Origin of the sequence: Variovorax sp. Varisp41, assembly GCF_047325085.1 — a bacterium.
Lineage (GTDB): Bacteria > Pseudomonadota > Gammaproteobacteria > Burkholderiales > Burkholderiaceae_C > Variovorax.
Genome location: NZ_CP168540.1, coordinates 2,379,679 through 2,399,526 on the forward strand (window position 1 = coordinate 2,379,679; position 19,848 = coordinate 2,399,526).

A 19,848-nucleotide genomic window follows, 5' to 3' on the forward strand; every position below is an offset into this window, starting at 1 on the left:
CACTCACCAAGGGCCACGCATGAGCGACGTACTCGCAATCAGCCTCCTCAGCATGCAGCAGGACATGGCACGCCTGGAGCGCGTGAGCATGAACATGGCCAACGCCACCACGCCCGGCTACAAGCGCGAGGTCGCGGTGTCGCTGCCCGTGGGCACGAACGCCGCGGCGGGCGGCTTCACCGGCGCGATGCGCGATGCCGCCGCCTCGCTGGGGGTGGCCACCGGCGGCGCGCGAACGACGCCCGGCAGTTTCATGGTGCGCCCCGACCTGCGTCCGGGCACGCTCAAGACCACGGGCCAGAGCCTGGACGTCGCGCTGGCCACGCCCGGCTATTTCGAGATCGCCACCGATGCCGGCCTCGCCTACACGCGCCAGGGCAGCTGGCAGCTCGACGGCCGCGGCCGCCTCGTCACGCCGCAGGGCCATCCGGTGATGGGCGTGGGCGGCGAGATCGTGCTCTCGCGGCCCAACCCGGTGATCGACGCCACCGGCCAGGTCTTCGAGTCCCGCCCCGGCGGCGGTGCCGAGGCCACGCCGATCGCGCAGCTCAAGGTCGTGCGCTTCGACGATCCCGCGGCACTGCTGCGCCTGGGCAACGGCCTCATGTCGGCCGAGCAAGCGCCCGCGCAGGTGCCCGACGCCGAAGTGCAGTTGCGCCAGGGCTTCCTCGAGAACTCCAACGTCAGCTCGATGCAGGAGATGTCGCAGCTCATCCAGTCCATGCGCCATTTCGAATCGATGCAGCGCGTCGCGCTGGGCTACGACGACATGATCGGCGCCGCCGTGCGCAAGCTCGGCGACCTCGGCTGATCCCGGCACCTCCCCTCTTCCACCTCCACCTCGCAACCGCACCATGTTCGACGCCCTCTACATCAGCGCCACCGGCATGCAGGCCCAGCAGCTCAATGTCGACACCATCGCCAACAACCTGGCCAACGTGAACACGACCGGCTACAAGCGCGCCAAGGTCGGCTTCTCCGACCTGATGGTGCAGGAGGCCAGCCGCCTCGCGCCGGCCGCCGAAGACATCGGCCTGCTCGGCGCCGAGCGCCGGCTGGGCGCCGGCGTCGGCATCACCGCCGTGTCGAAGCTGTTCGACATAGGTGACCTCAAGAAGACGGAGTCGGCCTACGACATCGCGATCCAGGGCGAAGGCTTTCTCGAGGTGACCATGCCCGACGGCTCAAGCGCCTACACCCGGGGCGGCACCTTCAAGATCAACCGCGACGGCCTGCTCGCCACGCCGGGCGGCTTTCCGCTCAAGCCCAACATCGCGATCCCCGAGAACGCGCAGAACATGCAGATCGACGGCGACGGCCGCGTGCGCGTGCAGGTGGCGGGCCAGAGCACGCCGGTCGAGGCGGGCCAGTTCGACCTGGTGCGCTTCACCAATCCCTCGGGCCTGCAGTCGCAGGGCGACGGCCTCTACCGCTCGACCCAGGCCTCGGGCGACGCCATCCTGGCCAAGGCCTCCGAGGACGGCATGGGCAGCCTGGCGCAGGGCTTCCTAGAGGGCTCGAACGTCAAGCTCAACGAGGAAATGGTGAACCTGATGGTCGCCCAGCGCGTCTACGAGGCCAACGTGAAGGTCATGCAGGCGTCGGACGAAATGTTGGGGATGGTCAATGCGCTGCGCAAGTAGAAACGCGGCGGCGGCGCTGGCGCTGCTGGCCGCGATGACGGCGCTGCCCGCGACCGCAGTGGCCGACGGCAATGCCGCCGTGTCGATCGAACTGCGTCCCCGCGTCCAGGTGGCGCAGGGCCAGGTGCGGCTCGGCGACATCGCCTACCTCACCGCGCGCGACCTGCCCATGCTGCGCCAATTGATGGCGCTGCCCGTCGGCGCCGCGCCGCGGCCGGGCTCGCCGGCGCTGCTCGAACGCGACACGCTCGAGCGCTGGGTCGCCGCGCGCAGCGGCCTGTATACGGGCGACGGCACGGGTCCCGCCATTCGCTGGAGCGGCGCGGGCGAAACCGCCATCGAGGCCGCCGCGCAGGAACTGCCAGGCGATACCGTGGTCGACGCCGCGCGCTCGGCGCTCATGCACTGGCTCTCCCAGCGCAGCCTGCGCGCGGAGGTGCAGGCCGTGTCCACCGCGCGCGATCTCACGCTGCCGGCAGGCAACGCCGTGCTGCGCGTGCGGCCGCTGTCCGCCGCGGCCACGCCGTCGCGCCGCATGCTGGTCTGGGTCGATGCCTGGGTCGACGACCGCTTCGTGCGCACCACGGCCATCAGCTTCGATGTGGCCGCCTGGGCGCCGGCCACGGTGGCGGCCGCGCGGCTCGACAGCGGGACCGCGGTCGACGCCGTCACGCTGCGCGGCGCGACCACCTCGCGCGAAGTCAATCTCGCGGAACTCCGCCAGGGCGTGCCGCTGGCCACGTCCTCCGCACCCGAAGCGACCGGCCAGCGGCTGCGCCGCGCGCTCAAACCCGGCGAGGTGCTGACCGACGCTCACCTCGAGCCCATGCCCGCGGTCACGCGCGGCAACTGGGCGCAACTGCTCGCGCACAGCGGCAATGTCACGGTCGAAAGCCGGGTCGAGGTGCTGCAGGACGGCCGCCGGGGACAGCTCGTGCGCGTCAAGGTGCCGGGCGCGGGCGGCGAGGTCGTCGCGCGCGTCACCGGCCCCGGCCAGGTGGAGGTGCAACCGTGAAGCGCGGCCTGAAGCTCGCGGCCATCGGGCTCGCGCTCTGCTGCGGCATCGCCTTGCCGGCCGCCTCGGAAAGCCTCTATCAGGAAGGCAGCTTCCGCCCGCTGACGGCCGACAACAAGGCCTTCCGCGTCGGCGATTCGCTGACGATCCAGGTGTTCGAGAACTCCTCCGCCAGCAGCAGCGCCAACACCGGCACCCGGCGCGCCAACGACATCAGCGGCTCGGTCACGCAGACCGGCAACCGCGTGGTCGGCCAGTTGGGCATCGGCATCGCCGGCGAGTTCGACGGCGGCGGGCGCACCCAGCGCACCAACAAGCTGCTTGCCACGCTCACCGTCACCGTGAAGGAGGTGCTGCCGAACCAGGAACTGCGCGTGGCCGGCGAGCAGCAACTCATGGTGAACGAGGAGCTGCAGAAGGTGAACCTCGAAGGCCGCGTGCGGCCACAGGACATCTCCGACGGCAATGTGGTCCTGTCGACGCGGCTCGCGGATGCGCGCATCACCTACGTGGGCGAGGGCGAAGTCTCCGACCGCGCCCGTCGCAGCCTGTGGCGCCGCGTCCTGGACATCTGGGGATTCTGATGAAGCCATCCATCTTCACCCTGGCCTCGGGCCTGCTGCGCGCCGCGCTGGTGGCCTCGGCCCTCTGCGGCGGTGTCATGAATGCCAGCGCCGCCGACGCGATCCGCGTCAAGGACCTCGGCAAGCTCCAGGGCTGGCGCGACAACGCGTTGTTCGGCACCGGCATCGTCACCGGCCTGGCCGGCACGGGCGACTCGCCCTCGAACCGCACCACGCGCCAGTCGCTGGCCAATGTGCTGTCGCAGTTCAACCTGACGATCGCGCCCGAGCAGGTGCAAAGCCGCAACGTCGCGGTGGTCATGGTCAGCGCCACGCTGCCGACCTTCGCGCGCGAGGGCGACACGCTCGACGTCACGGTGAGTTCGGCCGGCGACGCGCGCAGCCTGGTCGGCGGCACGCTGCTGCTCACGCCGCTCAAGGGTGCCAACGGGCGCGTCTATGCACTGGCGCAAGGCGGCCTCTCGGTCGGCGGCTACCGCTACGACGCCAACGGCAACGTGGTGCAGAAGAACCACCCGACCGCCGGCTCGGTGCCCAACGGCGCCACGGTGGAGGTCGGCGTGCGCGCCGCGATGCTCGACGAGCGCCAGAGCGTGACCTTCGTGCTGACCGAACCCGACTTCACCACCGCCAACCGCGTGGCGGCCGCCATCAACAGCCAGCTCGGCGGCGGCTTCGCCAAGGCACGCGACGCCTCGGGCATCGAGATCGCGGTACCGCCCGGCCAGCGCGACGAACTGGTCGGCCTGTTCACGCGCATCGAGAACGTGATGGTCGAGCCCGACCGCCGCGCCAAGGTGGTGATCAACGAGCGCACCGGCACGGTGGTGTCGGGCGGCGACGTGCGCATCTCCAGGGTCGCGATCTCGCACGGCGACATCAAGATCGCGATCTCGAACCAGAACACCGCCTCGCAGCCCTACGGCGTCTGGGGCGGCGGTCCCGACATCCGCACCGCCATCGTCACCAACACGCGCATCGACGTCGACGAACCCGCCGGCACCGGCTTCGTGACCGGCTCCAACACGGTGTCCGACCTCGTGCAGTCGCTGGCCCGGCTCAAGACCAGCACGCGCGACGTGATCTCGATCCTGCGCGCGGTCAAGGCCGCGGGCGCGCTGCACGGCGAACTGATCGTGCAATGACCCGGCCCCTCCTTCACGCAACCCAGACAACCCTTTCCCGGAGACCGACATGATCGACGGAATCGAAGCCGTGACCCGCTCGGCGCTGGCCCTGGCGCTCGACGCAGCCAGCCTGCGCCAGCAGGCCATCGCCACCAACATCGCCAATGCCAATGTGATCGACTACGTGCCGCAGCGCGTGAGCTTCGAGGCACAGCTGCTCGATGCGCGCCGCGGCATGGCGCAGACCGGGCGCCTCGACAGCTTCGCGCTGAGCCAGGTGCGCCCGCACATCGAACCCGCGGTCGACGCGGACGGCACGCCGCAGCCGGTGCAGCTCGACGTCGAGGCGGCCGAGATGGCGCGCAACGCGGTGCACTACCAGGCGCTCGTCAAGGGCCTGTCGCGGCATCTCTCCATTCTTTCGATGGCGGCCGGCGACGGCAGGAAATGACCATGGACTACAACCAATCCTTCGCGATCAGCGCGATCGGCATGAACATCGAGCGCACCCGCGTGGACGTGGCGGCGCTCAACCTCGCCAACGCCAACACGGTGCAGGGCGTGGGCGGCGCCAGCTACCAGCCGCTGCGCGTGGTCGCGCAGGCGCAGTCGCTCGCCGCCGGCGGCGACGCCGCGGCCGGTGCCTTCGGCGCCCTGGTCGACCAGGGCCTCGATGGCGGCGCCGTGCCGATGGCCGCGCCGCTGGTGCAGGTCGTCGCGTCCCAGGTGCCGCCGCGGCTGGTCTACGAACCCGGGCATCCGCTGGCCGACGCGCGCGGCTACGTGGCCTATGCGCCCGTCGACACCGCCACCGAGATGGTCAGCATGATGAGCGCCACGCGCGCCTACGAAGCCAATGTGTCGGCCATGAACACCAGCCGCACGCTGGCGCTGCGCGCCCTCGACATCGGGAGCAACGCATGAGCGGCTTCCTTCCCGTCGAGGCGATCGCCGCGCTGTCGCCGCAGGCCCAGGCCATGGCCACGGCCGCGCAATCGCTGGCCGGCGGCACGGCGGCCGCCGAAGCGCCCGCCGCCACCGCGAGCACCGGCGGCTCGTTCGGCCAGCTCGTCACCGATGGCCTCTCGAAGGTCAACGACCAGCTGATCTCGAGCCAGGTCGACCTGCAGAAGCTCGCGGTCGGCGACGCGCAGAACCTGCACCAGATCATGATCAACCTGGAGGAAAGCCGCGTGAGCTTCCAGCTCATGATGCAGGTGCGTAACCGCCTGCTCGAGGCCTATCAAGACGTCATGAAGATGCCGATATGACTTTCTGGCAAGGACTCACGCAGCGCGCCCGCGCCGGCCTGGTCGCGGGCATCGTGCTCATCCTGCTCGCCACCGCGGCGCTGGCATGGTGGACCTTCCGCACCGAGTACCAGGTGCTGTTCGCGGACCTCAAGCCGCAGGACGCGCAGGCCATGACCACCGAGCTGGAGCGGCTGAAGATCCCGTACCGGCTCGGCGACAACGGCACGGCCATCCTGGTCGACAAGGCCACGGTGCACGCCACGCGCATCAAGCTCATGGGCAAGGAACTGCCGCTGCAGGGCGCGGTCGGCCTCGAGCTGTTCAACAACACCGACTTCGGCATGACCGAGTTCGCGCAAAAGATCAACTACCAGCGCGCGCTGCAGGGCGAGCTGACGCGCACGATCCAGTCGCTGTCGGAGGTGCGCGAGGTCCGCGTGCTGCTGGCGCTGCCCGAGCAGGGCCTGTTCAAGCAGGCGACCTCGAAGGCGACCGCGTCGATCACGCTGACGATGCGCCAGGGCCTGGCGCTGCGGCCCGAACAGGTGGTGGGCGTGCAGCGGCTGGTGGCCGCGGCGGTGCCCGGCATGGCGATGCAGGACGTGACCATCGTCGACAGCCACGGCGTCGCGCTCACGCGCCACGAAACCGGCAATGCCGAAGGCGACGCGAGCAGCGCACGCCTCGATCTCAAACGCGACACCGAGGCCTACCTGTCGCGCAAGGTCACGGCGGTGCTCGACCGCAGCTTCGGCCCGGGCCAGGCCCTCGCGAGCGTCGACGTGACGCTCAACATGGACCAGATCCGCACCACCACCGAGGACGTGCTGCCGGCCGCGAACCGCGCGGGCCTGCAGTCGACCGGCGTGGTCGTGCGTGAGCGCGAAACGCTGCGCGACGCGGGCTCCGCGCTCGACACGCGCGTGACCGACAGCGGCGGCCCGCGCGGCGGCAGCGCCCAGCGCGACGTGGAATACGCGGTGGGCCGGCGCGTCGAACAGGTCGTGAGCCAGCCCGGCTCGATCCGCCGCGTACAGGTGGTCGCGGTGGTGCGCAAGGCGCTCGATGCCGCGCAGGAAGACCAGTTGCGCAAGGTCATCGCGGCCGCCGTCGGGGCCACGCTCGAACGCGGCGACACCGTCGTCGTGCAGTCGCTCGCGGGCGCCGCGATGCAGTCGGCCGAACCGGCGGCCGCGCTCGCACCCACCGTCACCGGCGGCGACTCCGCGCCGGCCGCCGGCGTGCCGGGCAACGACAAATCGGCGCCAGAACTGCTGCACTGGCTGATCGCGGCAATCGTGATCGTGGGGCTCGCCTTCCTGGTGCTGCGCGCCGGCCGGCGTGCGCCCGCCCCGCGCGAGCGCCGCGACCCCGCGCCGTTGTCGGAGGCCGAGCGCGCCGCCGCGTTGCGCCGCGTGCGCGACTGGGTGCGCGAGCCGGCCGGGTCGACCTCGGCCGGAAACAGGAGGCAGCCGGGATGAACCCGAACTTCGCGGCATCGCTCCCGCAGGCAACCGGCGCCGACGCCCTGGGCGCCGGCGGCGCGCGCCATGCGGCGTTGCTGCTGCACGCCATGGCGCCGACCGATCGCGACTGGGTGCTGGCCAGCCTGCAGCCCGCGGAACGCGACGGGGTGCTGGCGCTGCTGCGCGAGCTCGAAGAACTGGGCATCGAGCGCGATCCGAGCCTGATCGCAGAAGCCACCGCCGCCGCGGCACCGGCCACCCCGACCGGCCTCGGCGACCGCATCGACGACGCCTGGCTCGAAACGCCCGTGTCCGACGAAGCCTGGCTGCGCCGCCTCGCCGACAGTCAGATGCCGCTGCTCGCGGCCAGCCTGCGCGGCGAGCCGCCGGGCCTGGTCGTCCAGTTCCTTCGCCTGAGCGACTGGCCCTGGCGCCATGCCCTGCTGCAGGCGCTCGATCCGGTGCAGCGGCGCCGCGTCGAGAGCGCGATCGACGAGGCCTCGAATGCCGCTGACCTGCCACCGGCCCTGCGCGCGGCGTTGGTCGAAGCCGTCGCGCAACGACTGCGCCAGCAGCCGGCTGCCCCCGCGCCGGCACGCGAGCGGGTCGCGGGCTGGAAGCAATCGCTGAGCCGGCTGCTGCGTCCCGACGCCATGGCACGCGGAGCACAGCGATGAACGAACGGCCGCAGGCACCCGCTCCTCGCGACACCGAAGCACAGGCAGCGGTGCATTCGGTCGTGCTGCGCGACGTGGCGGTGCGCGGCCAGGTCTCGCTCGCGCGGCCGCGCGCGAGCGAGGCGCGGCCGGCGGAAGGAACCGCGCGCGCGCATGCACCGAACGTCGTGCCCGTCCAGCCGGCGCGACGGACCGAGCCGAATGTCGCGGCGCCCCAGCCGCAGCCCGCGGCGACCGGCCCCGCCAGCGCCAACGACGGCGGCGCCTCCGAGCGCCGCGGCTACGAAGAAGGGCTGGCCCAGGGCCGCGCCCAGGCTGCCGAGGAGGCGCGCCAGGCCGCCGCGCGCGCGGACCAGGCGCTGCAGAAGGCCACGCGTGAGCTCGAGGCCCGCTTCGAAAAGCAGGCACAGGCCGCGCGCGAGCGCGGCGAACAGGAGCAGGCGACGCTGAAAGCGCGGCTGCAGAAGCTCGACACGCTGCTCGCCGCGGTGCCCGCGCAGATCGAGGCGCGGCTGGCCGATGCCGAGGACGACATGCTGGCGCTGTGCTTCGAGTCGGTCTGCAAGATCCTCGGAACCCACGCGGTCACGCCCGAAGGCATTCGCGCGCAACTGGCGCATGTCAGGGCGGACCTGCGCGGCAAGCCGCTGGTGGCCGTGCACCTGCATCCCGACGACCTCGCCGTGCTGCGCGATACCGCGACCGGCGGCACGCTGTCCGCCGAGGACGGAGAGGTGCAATGGGTCGCCGATCCCGCGCTCGCGCTCGGCGGCTGCATCCTGCAATCGCCGCAGGGCGGGATCGACGCGCGGCTCGAGACGCAGTTGCGCGCGCTGGCCCGCTTGCTCGCGCAATCGCGCACCGCGGCCCGCGCGACCGTCCAGCCTTCGACCACCGGACGCTGACACCCATGAACGCGCTCGCCACCGCCCGCCAGACCCTGCGCGCCACCGACCTGCGTCGGCGCATCGGCTGGGTGCGCGAGATGCAGGGGCTGGCGATCGATGCCACGGGCCCCGATGCGGCCGTGGGGGAGCTCTGCCGCATCATGGTTCGCGGCGACGCATCGACGGACCCGGCCAGCGAAGCGGCCGGCGTGCTGGCCGAGGTGGTCGGCCTCAAGCCGGGCCGCGTCACCTTGATGCCCTATGGCGCGCTCGACGGCATCGCGGCCGGCTGCGAGGTTCGCGCGCTTGGCGTGGAATCGCAACTCGGCGTCGGGCCGGCCCTGCTCGGGCGCGTGATCGACGGCTTCGGCAACCCGCTCGACGGCCAGCCCGCGCCCACCGTGGTCGCGCGGCGGCCGCTCAAGGCGCCACCGATCAATCCGATGCAGCGCCCGCCGATCCGGCGCGTGATGGAAACCGGCATCCGCAGCATCGACGGCCTGCTCACGCTGGGCCAGGGCCAGCGCGTGGGCATCTTCGCGGGCAGCGGCGTCGGCAAGAGCACGCTGCTGGGCCTGCTGGCGCGCCATGTGAAGGCATACGGAGGAAACGACCCGCGCGGCAGCGTCAACGTGATCGCGCTGATCGGCGAGCGCGGCCGCGAGGTGCGCGAATTCATCGAGAACCAGCTGGGCCCCGAGGGCCTCGCGCGCTCGGTGGTCGTGGTCGCGACCTCCGACCAGCCCGCGCTGGCCCGGCTGCGCGCGGCCTATGCCGCGCTCGCGATCGCCGAATATTTCCGCGAGGACGGCCGCAACGTGCTGCTCACCATGGATTCGATCACGCGCTTCGCGATGGCGCGGCGCGAGGTCGGCCTGTCGGCCGGCGAGCCACCGACCGCGCGCGGCTACACGCCCTCGGTGTTCGCCGAGCTGCCCGAACTCTGCGAGCGCTGCGGCACCGCGCCGGGCGGCGGCTCGATCACCGCGCTGCTGACCGTGCTGGTGGAAGGCGACGATTTCAACGAGCCGGTGTCCGATGCGCTGCGCGCCATCCTCGACGGCCACATCGTGCTGTCGCGCCAGCTCGCGCACCGCGGCCACTATCCCGCCATCGACGTGCTCAAGAGCGTGAGCCGCCTCATGCCCGACCTGGCCGACGAGCGCCAGCGCGCGCTGGCGGCAACGGCGGTGCAATACCTCGCGGTGCTCGAGCGCAACCGCCAGATGATCGACATCGGCGCCTACGAACAGGGCGCCAATGCCGAGCTGGACCGAGCCATCGCGCTCGAGCCCCGGCTGCTGGCCTGGCTGCGGCAGAGCACGGGCGGTGTACCGCATGCGGAATCGATGCGCGGCCTGCAGGAACTGTTCGGCCCGGCGGCCGCGCCAGCGCCGTCGCCGCTGGCGATGCCCGCCCCCATGCAGATGCAGATGCCCACGCGAGGCGGAGCCAAGCCATGAACGCCACCGCATCGACACCCTCGACCGCTGCGCGCGACGTCGATATCCGCGGTTTCTCCTACCCGCTCGAACCGGTACGGCAGCGACAACAGTGGCAACTCGACCGCTGCCTGGCCGCGCTGGGCCGCGCGCAGAAGCTGCTCGACCAGACCGAGGTGCAATTGAAGCAGTTGCGCGAGACCCACGATGGGCAGGCCCGCGCGCTGAGCGAAGCAACGCTGCGGCGCCTCGACCCCGGTGCCCACCGGCGCGCGCTCGGCTATCTCACGCACCTGCGCGAGCGCTCGAACGAGGTCGAGACCCTGCGCGACACGCAGCGCCTCGCACGCGACGAACTGCGCCGCGAATGCACCGAGCGGCGGCTGCGCCTCGATGGCCTGGACCGCCACAAGGAAGACGCGCTGGCCGAATTCGCGCACGAGATCCGCCAGCGCAATGCCAACGAGCAGGACCGGGACTGGCTGGCGCGCTCTCGCGCCCCCGTGGCCATGAGGGAGGAAATTCAACGATGACCGATGCACACATAGGCGCGGGGTTGCCGCCGGCGGAGTGGCCGTCGCCGCACGACCGCGCGGCATTCGCGGACGCCGGCGACAGCGCGCAGAAACAGCTCGCCTGGCAGCGCGAAATGGAGCGGGCCCAGTTGTCGGCGTGGTTCACCGCGGCCCGCCAGGCACGCGCGGACGTCGCATCCGCGCCGTCCGGCGAAGGAAACGCCGAACGTCCGCAGGCCGCCGCGCGGCATGCCCGCGTCGGCCACGGCTCGCCGCACCAGGCCGCCACTGCCGCCGCCATGCCGTGGCCGCGCGCCGACTGGCCGCTGGTCCTGCCGCAGCTCGCGGCAGCCGGGCTCTACGGCATGCAGCCGCCGTCCATGCCCGAACACCCGGGCGTTTCGGCGGATGCGCAGCCGCAGGGCGATGCGGTGCCCGCCGACGAGGTGCTCGTCACTGCCCACCAGGGCATGCGCCCGCCGGCTCCCTTGCCATGGTTGCCGCCCGACACCGCGATGCCGTCGCACGCCGTTCACCCGGCCAACGATACCGAACCCGCCGCCCCCGAGGCCGAAGCCCAGGCCCCGTTGCGCATCCACGAGGAATCGATGCCCTCGGGCCAGGCGCTCTGGATCGCGATGCGTGCCGACGACCAGGCACTCGCCGCGCTGCTGCCGCAGCTCGTGCTCGACCTGCAGCGTGCCCAGTCGCGGCAAGGCCGCCAGCTGTACCAGGTCGTCTGCAACGGACGCCTGGTCTGGCAGGACGGCAGGTTCACCGAGGGCGATTCCCCCCACCACCCCATGTACGACCCGACCGGTTCCAAGGAGATCATCTGATGGCCATCGACGCAGTGAGCGCTTCGGCAGGCACCAACCTGCAATCCGCCAGCCTGGGCATGGAGGACTTCCTCAAGATCCTGCTGACCCAGCTGACCTACCAGGACCCGCTGAAGCCCATGGACAACCAGCAGTTCATGGCACAGATGGCGCAGTTCACCAACCTGCAGCAGACGCAGCAGCTCAACGACAACATCAAGACGCTGATCACCAACCAGGCCGCGCTGCAGTCGGTGGGCCTGATCGGCAAGACCGTCGACGTGACCACGCCCACCGGCACGGTCACCGGGACCGTCAGCGCGCTCTCGCTGTCGGGCGACACGCCGCTGATCAGCGTGAAGACCACCGCCGGCACCGTGATCGACAACATCTCGCTGGCCCAGCTCGTGGCCGTGCGATGAGGCCCGGCCCTTTCCGATCCCCGAGGAACCACCATGCTTGAATCCATCTACGTCGGCATGACCGGCCTGCTCGGCTACTCGCGCGGGCTGCGCGTGATCGCCAACAACACGGCGAACCTCAACACGCCGGGCTTCAAGAGCTCGAGCCTGCAGTTCACCGACCTGTTCTACACCGGCGGCAACCTGTCGGGCGGCAACACCGGTGCGAACCAGGGGCAGAACCAGCTCGGTTTCGGCCTCAACACCGCGGGCACGAGCATCTCGTTCAAGCAGGGTGAGCTGCGGCAGACCGGCAACGACCTCGACATGGCGGTGGACGGCCAGGGGCTGTTCGTGCTGCAGAACGCCGACGGCAAGGTCAGCTATACCCGGGCCGGCCAGTTCAAGTTCGACACCGACGGCGCGCTGGTGAACCGCGTGGGCGGGGAGAAGGTGATGGCGCTCGGCGAGGGCGACGCCTTCGTGCCGATCACGCTGGCCGGCCAGATGATGAACCCCGGCAAGACGACCACCAAGCTGACGTTCACGGGCACCGTGCCGGCCTCCGGCACGGATGCGCTGGTGGTCGGCGGGCTGCAGGTGATCGACGCCTCCGGCCAGAGCCACGCCCTGACCATGAAGCTCTATCAGGCCACCTCGACGCCGGAAGGCATGTCGGTCAAGGTCGAGATCCTGGACGGCACGGTCGTGATCGCGACCAACGCACTGGTCTTCTCCGACGGCAAGCCGGTCGCGGCCACCGCCAGGATCCCGGTCACCTACTCGCCCGCGGGGCAGCCGCCGATGGCGCTCACGCTGGACTTCGGCACCGACGTGGTCCTGTTCTCGGGCGGCACGCAGATCAAGATGGCATCGCAGGACGGCGTTGCGCCCGGCACCCTGAGCGGCGCGGTCTTCGACGAGACCGGCACCCTGCGCATGACCTACACCAACGGCCAGACGGTGAAAGGCGCCCGTCTGGCGCTGGCGCGCTTCAGCTCGCCCGATGCGGTGGAGTCGCTGGGCGGCAACCAGTTCGACGTGCTCGACAAGAGCGCCTGGCGCCTGGGCAGCGCGGGCGAAGGCGCCTTCGGCAAGATTGCTTCGGGCCGGGTCGAGATCTCCAACGTCGACCTGTCGCAGGAATTCAGCGACCTCGTGATCATGCAGCGCGGCTACCAGGCAAGCTCGCAGGTGATCTCGACCGCCAACGAGATGCTGCAGCAGCTGTTCTCGATGAAGAGCAAATGAGCGCGGCCTTCGTTTTTCCGCAAGCCGCCTCGCCCCTGCTCGACCTGGCGGCATCCGCGCTCGAGGCGCGGCCCCTGCGCAGCTGGTCGGCGTCGCAGAAGGAGCATCTACGCTGGCGCATCGCCGCGCTGCACCAGGACTGGGCTACCGAGTGGCTGCCGCTGCGCGACACCAGTGCGCGCGAGCCGGAGGTGCAGGTCATCGAAGCGGCCGGCGAATCGAACGCCGCGGCTTCATGGACTTTCGCGCCCGCTTCGCGCCGCGCCTCGGGCATCAGCGCGCCTCACGACCCGGCGCTGCTCGCGATCGGCACGGTGATGTTCGGTGCCGATGCCGGCCCGGCATCCGCGGGCTGCATCGCCGACCGCATCGCGCTCGCGGCCTGGAACGACTGGGTTCATCGCCTCGACACCGCGCTCAACGGGTTCGCGCTCGCGCCGCGAAGCCCTTCGGCCACCCTTTCCGCCGAGACGCCTTCGCACGCATGGTCGGGCGCGCTGCGCGTGCGCTGGTCCTGGTGTGCCGGACTGTGGACGCTGGACCTGCCGTACGAGGCCGTGGCCGCGCTGCTCGGCTCCGCGCAGGCAAGTCCTTCCGAGCCGGCGGAAAAGCCGGCCGCGTCGCCGAAGGAACGCCTCGACCGCGCCCTCTCCGATCAGCCCGTGACGCTGCGCGTGCTGCTCGAGGGCGCCGAACTCAACCTCGGCCAGTTGCAGGGCCTGCGGCTCGGCGACGTCGTGCCGCTCGCGCATCGCCTCGACACGCCGGCCATCGTCGTCGGCACCGACGGCCAGCAGGTCTGCGACGGCTGGCTCGGCCAGAGCGAGGGCCGCGTCGCGATCGAGCTCACGCGGCTTGCCGCCTCTTCATCCACCGTCTCTCCCGCCGGCGCATCGCCGCGCACACCGCCATCGAAGGAAGGAAAGTCATGACCCAAGCCATGGAAGGCATTGCCGCCACCCACCGCGTCGGCGCATCGCCGAGCGCCAATGAACAACGCGCGGAAAGCCGCGTGCCGACCGCCCAGATCATCTCGCTGCCCGACCTGCATGCGGGCGCGGAAGGCGACGGCGGCGCATCGGCCGGCGGCGCCGCCGTGCTCAAGGACTGGAACCCGCTGCACCAGATCAAGGCCCGGCTGCAGGTCTGCGTCGGCGAAGCGACGCTGACGGTGGGCGAACTGCTCGGCGCCAAGGAGCACCAGGTGCTGCGGCTCGACCGCGGCATCGACCAGCCGGTGGACCTCACCATCGAAGGCAAGGTCGTGGCACGCGGCCAATTGGTGGCGGTCGACGGTCACTTCGCCGTGCGCATCACCGAACTGCCGGTCGCACTAGGCCTCGGATCGGGAAGCTGAAGCATGAGGGATCGGTGGCATGCGAAGGCCAAGGCCTGGCGCGCTGGATGGATCGGCCTCGGCTTGGCCGCGGCCCTGCTGATCGGCGCGCCGGGCATTCGTGCGCAGGAATCGCCGAACGCGGCATCCGGCAGCCTGCCGCCCAGCATCCCCGTGAAGCGCGACAACGTCGCCGGCGGCTCGGACGATGCCGATGGACGCTGGTGGATCGCAGCCGTCTTCATTGCCGGCTTGGCGGGCTGGGGCTTCGTCGCCGTGCGCCGCAAGTCAGCGGGCCAGGCGGCCGCGCCGGCCTGGCTGACGCGCTGGACCGGTCTGCCCGAAACCACGGCGCAACGCGAGATCCGCCGCATCGCGAGCACCCGGCTGACGCCGCGCCACAGCCTGCACGTGGTCGAGTGGAATGGCCGCCAGCTGCTGCTGGGCTGCACCGATCAATCGGTGCAACTGCTGTCCGAAGCGCCCGCTACGCCGCCGAGCGAGGTTCGCTCGTGATGCTGCGCATGCTCGCCAAGGACCGCGGCGTGCGCTGGACCTGGCCGCGGGTGCTGCTCGCCGCCGGCACGCTCGCCGCCGCCGCGCTCTTCGGTTCGGCGGGCTTCGCCCAGTCGCCATCGACGGAAACGCCTGCGTTGTCCGAAGGGGCGCCGGCCACCGCTCCGACGTCGACTGAAACGCCGATGGAACCGCCCACAGTCCAGGCGCCCGTCGCGCCCGCCGTCGTCGGCACGCCGAATGCGCCTGAGCCCGCATCGAGCGCCAGTCCGCCTTCGCCATCCAGCGCCACGCCAGCGGCACCGGTCACCACCGTACCGCCACCCGCCGCGACGCCACCCGCGCCTCGCGCCAAGACACCGGCTGCCGCCAACAGCGCCTCCACGCCCTCGCCCCAGGCCTCGAACGCACCGCTCAGCACGCCGGCCACCGAAATCTCGCAGGCGCTGCGCGTTGTGCTGGGCCTCACCGTGCTCGCGGTGCTGCCCGCCATGCTCGTGTGCCTGACCAGCTTCCTGCGCATCATCGTCGTGCTGTCGATGCTGCGGCATGCCATCGGCATGAACGAGACGCCGCCCAACACCGTGCTGATCGGCCTCGCGCTGTTCCTCACGCTGTTCACCATGTCGCCGGTGCTGCAGAAGGTGAACCAGGAGGCCTTCGAGCCCTTCATGGCCGGCAAGCTCTCGACGGAGGACGGCTACAGGAAGGGCGTGGCGCCGCTGCGCGAATTCATGGTGCGGCAAACGCGCGAGGCCGACCTCGCGCTGATGGTCGAGCTGTCGAAGGCACCGATGCCGCGCTCCATGGACGACATCGGCAACGTGCAGCTCATTCCGGCTTTCATGCTGTCGGAGCTGCGCTCGGCCTTCCAGATCGGCTTCGTGATCTTCCTGCCCTTCCTCCTGATCGACCTGATCGTCTCGAGCGTGCTGATGGCGCTCGGCATGATGATGATGCCGCCCACCACCATCGCGCTGCCGCTCAAGGTGCTGATGTTCATCCTGGTGGACGGCTGGAGCCTGGTGCTCAAGTCGCTGGTCGGCAGCTTCCACTGACCGTTCCGCCGCCGTCCGTTCGCACGCCCATGCCTCGCCTCGGTTCCGCGCCCGCGCAACAGCATCCGCTGCCCGCCGGCGCCCGTACGGTCGCTCCTTCCGGGCCCGGGCAGCAGGCCGAGGATTCCGACGGCACCGCGCCCCTCTGGCAGCGCTGGTGCGGCCAGCGCGACATGCATGCGCGCGAGCTGCTGGTCACGCATCACCTGCCCTATGCGCGCATGCTCGCCGCCAAGCTCTACGGCCGGCGCACCCACGACGACGTCGAGTTCGCGGACTACCTCCAGTTCGCGCGGGTCGGCCTGCTCGAGGCCGTGGACCGCTACGACCCCGGCCAGGGCGCGCAGTTCAGGACCTTTGCAGCCAAGCGCGTGCAGGGCGCGATGCTCAACGGGCTGGCCCACTTCACCGAGAAGAACCAGCAGATCGGCGTCGCCATGCGCCTGCGGCAGGAACGCCTGGAAGCGGTGAAGGCGGCCGCGGCCGACGCGTCCGATGCGCCGTCCGACGCCGATCCGACGGCGCCCGCCCCATCGCGCGGCGCCGACAGGCTGTTTCGCTATCTCGCCGAGGTCGGCATCGGCATCGCGCTGGGCGTGATGCTCGAGGACACCGGCATGGTCGACGGCCAGGCCTTCGACAGCGACGTGCGGGCGCCATCGCCCGAGGTCAGCTATTTCCGCAAGTCCGAGATCGACCAGCTGCGCGGCGTGCTGCGCGGCCTGGTGGGGCAGCTCGGCGAGCAGCAGCGCACCGTGATCCGCCAGCACTACCTGCAGGAAGTGCCGTTCGACGAGATCGCGGCGATGATGAATGTCTCGCGCGGCCGCGTGTCGCAGCTGCACCGCCAGGCGCTGCTGCGATTGCGCGATCTGCTCGCCGGCGATGCGCGCATCGATGTTTCCTGGTAGCCCGCCACCGTTCACGCCATCCTCCCTTCCATCACCATCGGCCATGACTGAATCGACCTCCACCATGCTCCCTGGCGACCCGCCGCGCCACGATCCCCGGCTGGCCGCCGCACGCCAGCGGCTCGACCGGCTCGATGGCTTTCTGCGCGAGGACCCGCGCAACAACGCCTTGCTGATCGATGCCTTCGAGACAGCCCTGTCCTGCGGCGAGTGGGAGCGCGCGGAATTCCATCTCCGGCATGCCCAGGCGCTGCAGGCCGACGCGCTCGCCTGGCGGCTGCGCGAAGGCGATTTCTGGCTCGCGCAGCAGCGCTACGACGAGGCGCTGGCCGTGCTCGAGGCCTTGAGCGGCACGCCCAATCCGCCGCCCGGCTTCGCGGACGTGCTGCTCCACAACCTCGCTTTCGTCGAATTGCGGCGCGGCAACCTCGCCGCCTGTGTCGAGCGCCTGGCGCCTTCGCTCGATGCGCAGGCCGCTGCCGATGCCGCAGGCGCCGCTGGACATCCCCCGGTCGCCACGCGGGCCTTGCAACAACTCTGGCTGCGTGCCCTGCACCACGAGGTGCAGCTCGATCGCGCCATGGCCTGGACGGTGGGCGCCGAACGGCGGGGCCTGCTCGATCCGCAGGCGGCCGGCGTCGCCAGCCTCGTGGCCATCGACGCGGAAGATTTCCCGGCGGCCCAGCGCTGGGCCGCGCTGAGCCTTTCGAACGGCGGCCCGGACGACGCACCGCCGCCCGAGGCCTTCGTCACCCAGGCCTCGCTCGCGCTGGCCGCGCGCGACGCGGAGCAGGCCCGGCGCTTCGCCGACGCCGCGCTGCAGCGCCACCCCGGCGACGGCCGCGCCTGGTCGACCCGCGGTTTCGCCGCCCTGCTCGCCAACGATCTCGCCGGCGCGAGCGAAGCCTTCCGGCGCGCGCTCGCCGCCATGGGCCGGCACATCGGCACCTGGCACGGCCAGGGCTGGACCCAGATCCTGCAAGGGCAACTGGCCGAGGCGCGCAGGAGCTTCGAGACCGCGATCGCGCTCGATCGCAATTTCGGCGAGAGCCATGGCGGACTGGCCGTGGTGCTCGCGATGCAGGGCGAGCGCGAGCAGGCGCAGGCCCAGGCCGAGCTGGCGCTGCGCCTGGACAAGGCGAACGTCTCGGGCCGCTATGCGCAGGCGCTGCTGTCGGGCGACGTCAAGGACGCGAAGGACCTGCAACGGCTCGCGCGTCGGCTGCTCGGCGGCCGCAGCGCGCCGCTCGGTGGGGACATGGGGCAGATGTTCGTCGACGCCGGTGCGCCCGATGCCAACGCGCCGCCGGGCGGCGACGGAAACTGATTCGAGCGGCCGGACGGGCCTCGGCGAAGAACAGCAGCGAACGGCTGCGGGACGGCCGCTCTCCCCGTCCGGTTCAGCGCCCCGACGGCGCCTTGGGAACGGGTTGCGCCTCCGAGAGCAGCAAGCCCCCGGCCTCGCGCAACGCGGCGTGGAGTTCGGCGTCGCCTTCCATGCGATGGAGGACGGTGTCGATCATCTGGTCGAAACCCCGGTCATCGAGCCGATCGCGCCCGAAGGCCTGGACCAGCACCGATTCGAGGAACAGCCTGAACGCCTTGCGCTCGCGCTGGGGATCATCGGGCGACAGCGCGCGCACGCGCAGCGCCACCAGTTGCTGCAGCCGCGCGCTCTCTGCGTCCTTGGAGGAGGCTGGGGCTTGGGCATTCGAATGGGCGGGGCTGCCACCGCCCTGCCCGTCGACCTTGCGGCCCGGCGTGCCCGCCGCCGCGTCGCGCAGGGCCGCCTGGCGATCCGCGACCCCGCCTCGCTCCGACGAGGATTTCGCCTGCGCGCGGAACTGCGCCGCGAACTGGGCGCGGATCATCGCGGCGAGCTGGGTCGAGGGGTCGATCATGGCGGGGCGCGGCGGCGGGACGCGGTCTCGGGACCGGGAAGACGCCGCTTTTCTTGTTGCATGCCGGTCAGTGCCCGGGCCCGTTCTGCTGGTAGTTGGCCAGGAGGATGTGGGCATTGGAGGAAGCGTCCGCCGCATCCGCCGACTCCGCATCGGCATTCGATGCGCGCTCGGCTTCGGCGTTGCGGGCCATCGCGTCGCGGATGCCGGCCATCACCTTCTCGATGTCGCCCGACAGCGGCGGATTGGCGGTATTGCGCGCGAGGCCCTGCTCGTAGAAAGCCAGCGCTTCCTCGAAGCGATCCTGCGCGAGCGCGGCGAAGCCGTTGACGAAATGGGGCAACGGGTCGGTATCGGGAAGATCGAGCAGCGGCTGCCAGGTCAGCAGGCCCATCGCGGCGCGACCCGAGCTGAACTGGACGAGGCCCAGTTGATAGCGCGCCATGGGGAATTCGGGGGCGAGCCTGGTGGCGTTCGCGAAGGCGGCTTCGGCTTGGGTCATGTCGCCCAGGGCGGCGAATTCGGCACCCATTAAAAACTGAGGAAGAGCCGAATTCAAATTTTGGCTACTGGCGCTGCAAAACAAGTCGATGGCCTGATGGCTATCCCCCGCTTGACTCGCAGTGACCCCGGCAGAAATCAACTCTTCAAACAGCATAAAAAACGCCAAATTGCAAAAATTCAGCTTTCCGGAAGAAAATTCCATTCAGGCGCCAACAACGCATCCCAATCCACCTTTTCATATCCATACGACGCATCAAATTTTCCATTCGCCCCAATGTGAAGCTTACATCTCGTGAATAATGGCCTTTGATTTTGCGCCAAATGCGTTTGAAGCTTTCTAAGCCAAGAATCCAAATCATCTGCAACCGGAAGGGATTTTTCTACGAGCGCGCCATTCTCTTTTATCAAATAAGAATTAACAAAACCACTTCTAGAATCCTCAACAAAGTAATTTACTATTAACTCACTCCAGCCAGCCTCTATAGTAGACAAGGCGCTGTCTGCAATTTTTTGCATGATCTCAAACTGATCAAGATCTTTCAC

General features: G+C 70.4%; 25 protein-coding genes. 22 read left to right on the plus strand and 3 right to left on the minus strand.

Going from position 1 to position 19,848, the window contains the following annotated elements; genetic code table 11:
* The first annotated feature begins 19 nt into the window (after positions 1-19).
* The 22 genes from ACEN9J_RS11200 to ACEN9J_RS11305 all read left to right on the plus strand — a co-directional run bounded on the left by ACEN9J_RS11200 (position 20) and on the right by ACEN9J_RS11305 (position 18,227).
* Entirely contained in the window at positions 20-811 is a 792-nt protein-coding gene (locus tag ACEN9J_RS11200) for a flagellar hook-basal body protein (protein WP_413764089.1), read from the plus strand.
* A 43-nt stretch (positions 812-854) separates the two neighbouring features.
* Positions 855-1,643 (plus strand): flagellar basal-body rod protein FlgG, encoded by a 789-nt coding sequence (flgG, locus tag ACEN9J_RS11205; RefSeq protein ID WP_413764090.1) that lies wholly within the window; start codon positions 855-857, stop codon positions 1,641-1,643.
* Positions 1,627-2,658 (plus strand): flagellar basal body P-ring formation chaperone FlgA, encoded by a 1,032-nt coding sequence (gene flgA, locus ACEN9J_RS11210; RefSeq protein ID WP_413764091.1) that lies wholly within the window; start codon positions 1,627-1,629, stop codon positions 2,656-2,658. Before flgG ends, flgA begins: the two co-directional genes overlap by 17 nt.
* Positions 2,655-3,242, plus strand: a complete 588-nt coding sequence (locus tag ACEN9J_RS11215) for a flagellar basal body L-ring protein FlgH (RefSeq protein ID WP_261210303.1) — start codon at positions 2,655-2,657, stop codon at positions 3,240-3,242. The genes flgA and ACEN9J_RS11215 overlap by 4 nt, the downstream gene beginning before the upstream one ends.
* A complete protein-coding gene (locus tag ACEN9J_RS11220) occupies positions 3,242-4,387 on the plus strand; it encodes a flagellar basal body P-ring protein FlgI (RefSeq protein WP_413764092.1) in 1,146 nt (381 codons plus the stop codon). The genes ACEN9J_RS11215 and ACEN9J_RS11220 overlap by 1 nt, the downstream gene beginning before the upstream one ends.
* Before the next feature lie 49 nt (positions 4,388-4,436).
* Positions 4,437-4,820: a flagellar basal body rod protein FlgB gene (locus ACEN9J_RS11225; RefSeq protein WP_413764093.1), complete on the plus strand. Its 384-nt coding sequence runs from the start codon at positions 4,437-4,439 to the stop codon at positions 4,818-4,820.
* Positions 4,821-4,822: 2 nt separating this feature from the next.
* Positions 4,823-5,293, plus strand: coding sequence for a flagellar basal body rod protein FlgC (gene flgC / locus ACEN9J_RS11230; RefSeq protein ID WP_413764094.1), 471 nt, complete (start codon positions 4,823-4,825; stop codon positions 5,291-5,293).
* On the plus strand, positions 5,290-5,640 hold the full coding sequence (gene fliE / locus ACEN9J_RS11235; RefSeq protein WP_413764095.1) for a flagellar hook-basal body complex protein FliE: 351 nt from the start codon (positions 5,290-5,292) through the stop codon (positions 5,638-5,640). The genes flgC and fliE overlap by 4 nt, the downstream gene beginning before the upstream one ends.
* On the plus strand, positions 5,637-7,103 hold the full coding sequence (gene fliF / locus ACEN9J_RS11240) for a flagellar basal-body MS-ring/collar protein FliF (protein ID WP_413764096.1): 1,467 nt from the start codon (positions 5,637-5,639) through the stop codon (positions 7,101-7,103). Before fliE ends, fliF begins: the two co-directional genes overlap by 4 nt.
* Positions 7,100-7,765, plus strand: a complete 666-nt coding sequence (locus tag ACEN9J_RS11245; RefSeq protein ID WP_413764097.1) for a hypothetical protein — start codon at positions 7,100-7,102, stop codon at positions 7,763-7,765. The genes fliF and ACEN9J_RS11245 overlap by 4 nt, the downstream gene beginning before the upstream one ends.
* Entirely contained in the window at positions 7,762-8,670 is a 909-nt protein-coding gene (locus ACEN9J_RS11250; RefSeq protein ID WP_413764098.1) for a FliH/SctL family protein, read from the plus strand. Before ACEN9J_RS11245 ends, ACEN9J_RS11250 begins: the two co-directional genes overlap by 4 nt.
* A gap of 5 nt (positions 8,671-8,675) precedes the next feature.
* Entirely contained in the window at positions 8,676-10,115 is a 1,440-nt protein-coding gene (locus ACEN9J_RS11255; RefSeq protein ID WP_413764099.1) for a FliI/YscN family ATPase, read from the plus strand.
* Positions 10,112-10,627: a hypothetical protein gene (locus ACEN9J_RS11260; protein WP_413764100.1), complete on the plus strand. Its 516-nt coding sequence runs from the start codon at positions 10,112-10,114 to the stop codon at positions 10,625-10,627. The genes ACEN9J_RS11255 and ACEN9J_RS11260 overlap by 4 nt, the downstream gene beginning before the upstream one ends.
* Positions 10,624-11,448 carry a hypothetical protein gene (locus ACEN9J_RS11265; RefSeq protein ID WP_413764101.1) on the plus strand — a complete coding sequence of 275 codons (825 nt, stop codon included), beginning with the start codon at positions 10,624-10,626 and terminating at the stop codon, positions 11,446-11,448. The genes ACEN9J_RS11260 and ACEN9J_RS11265 overlap by 4 nt, the downstream gene beginning before the upstream one ends.
* Entirely contained in the window at positions 11,448-11,849 is a 402-nt protein-coding gene (locus tag ACEN9J_RS11270; RefSeq protein ID WP_413764102.1) for a flagellar hook assembly protein FlgD, read from the plus strand. Before ACEN9J_RS11265 ends, ACEN9J_RS11270 begins: the two co-directional genes overlap by 1 nt.
* A 33-nt stretch (positions 11,850-11,882) precedes the next feature.
* Positions 11,883-13,079 carry a flagellar hook protein FlgE gene (locus ACEN9J_RS11275; protein ID WP_413764103.1) on the plus strand — a complete coding sequence of 399 codons (1,197 nt, stop codon included), beginning with the start codon at positions 11,883-11,885 and terminating at the stop codon, positions 13,077-13,079.
* Complete coding sequence (locus ACEN9J_RS11280; RefSeq protein ID WP_413764104.1) at positions 13,076-14,011, plus strand: FliM/FliN family flagellar motor C-terminal domain-containing protein; 936 nt, start codon at positions 13,076-13,078, stop codon at positions 14,009-14,011. Before ACEN9J_RS11275 ends, ACEN9J_RS11280 begins: the two co-directional genes overlap by 4 nt.
* Positions 14,008-14,436, plus strand: a complete 429-nt coding sequence (locus tag ACEN9J_RS11285) for a FliM/FliN family flagellar motor switch protein (protein WP_413764105.1) — start codon at positions 14,008-14,010, stop codon at positions 14,434-14,436. The genes ACEN9J_RS11280 and ACEN9J_RS11285 overlap by 4 nt, the downstream gene beginning before the upstream one ends.
* 3 nt (positions 14,437-14,439) lie before the next feature.
* Positions 14,440-14,931 (plus strand): FliO/MopB family protein, encoded by a 492-nt coding sequence (locus ACEN9J_RS11290; RefSeq protein WP_413764106.1) that lies wholly within the window; start codon positions 14,440-14,442, stop codon positions 14,929-14,931.
* Positions 14,931-15,989 carry a flagellar type III secretion system pore protein FliP gene (fliP, locus tag ACEN9J_RS11295; RefSeq protein ID WP_413764107.1) on the plus strand — a complete coding sequence of 353 codons (1,059 nt, stop codon included), beginning with the start codon at positions 14,931-14,933 and terminating at the stop codon, positions 15,987-15,989. The genes ACEN9J_RS11290 and fliP overlap by 1 nt, the downstream gene beginning before the upstream one ends.
* Positions 15,990-16,018: 29 nt before the next feature.
* Positions 16,019-16,900 carry a sigma-70 family RNA polymerase sigma factor gene (locus tag ACEN9J_RS11300; protein ID WP_413764109.1) on the plus strand — a complete coding sequence of 294 codons (882 nt, stop codon included), beginning with the start codon at positions 16,019-16,021 and terminating at the stop codon, positions 16,898-16,900.
* Between the two features lie 64 nt (positions 16,901-16,964).
* Entirely contained in the window at positions 16,965-18,227 is a 1,263-nt protein-coding gene (locus ACEN9J_RS11305) for a hypothetical protein (protein ID WP_413764110.1), read from the plus strand.
* Positions 18,228-18,300: 73 nt separating this feature from the next.
* Here ACEN9J_RS11305 and ACEN9J_RS11310 read toward each other — a convergent pair whose 3' ends face one another.
* The 3 genes from ACEN9J_RS11310 to ACEN9J_RS11320 form a co-directional block, all read right to left on the minus strand.
* A complete protein-coding gene (locus ACEN9J_RS11310; protein ID WP_413764111.1) occupies positions 18,301-18,801 on the minus strand; it encodes a hypothetical protein in 501 nt (166 codons plus the stop codon).
* Positions 18,802-18,868: 67 nt separating this feature from the next.
* Entirely contained in the window at positions 18,869-19,507 is a 639-nt protein-coding gene (locus tag ACEN9J_RS11315) for a hypothetical protein (RefSeq protein WP_413764112.1), read from the minus strand.
* Positions 19,483-19,848 carry a hypothetical protein gene (locus ACEN9J_RS11320; RefSeq protein ID WP_413764113.1) on the minus strand — a complete coding sequence of 122 codons (366 nt, stop codon included), beginning with the start codon at positions 19,846-19,848 and terminating at the stop codon, positions 19,483-19,485. The genes ACEN9J_RS11315 and ACEN9J_RS11320 overlap by 25 nt, the downstream gene beginning before the upstream one ends.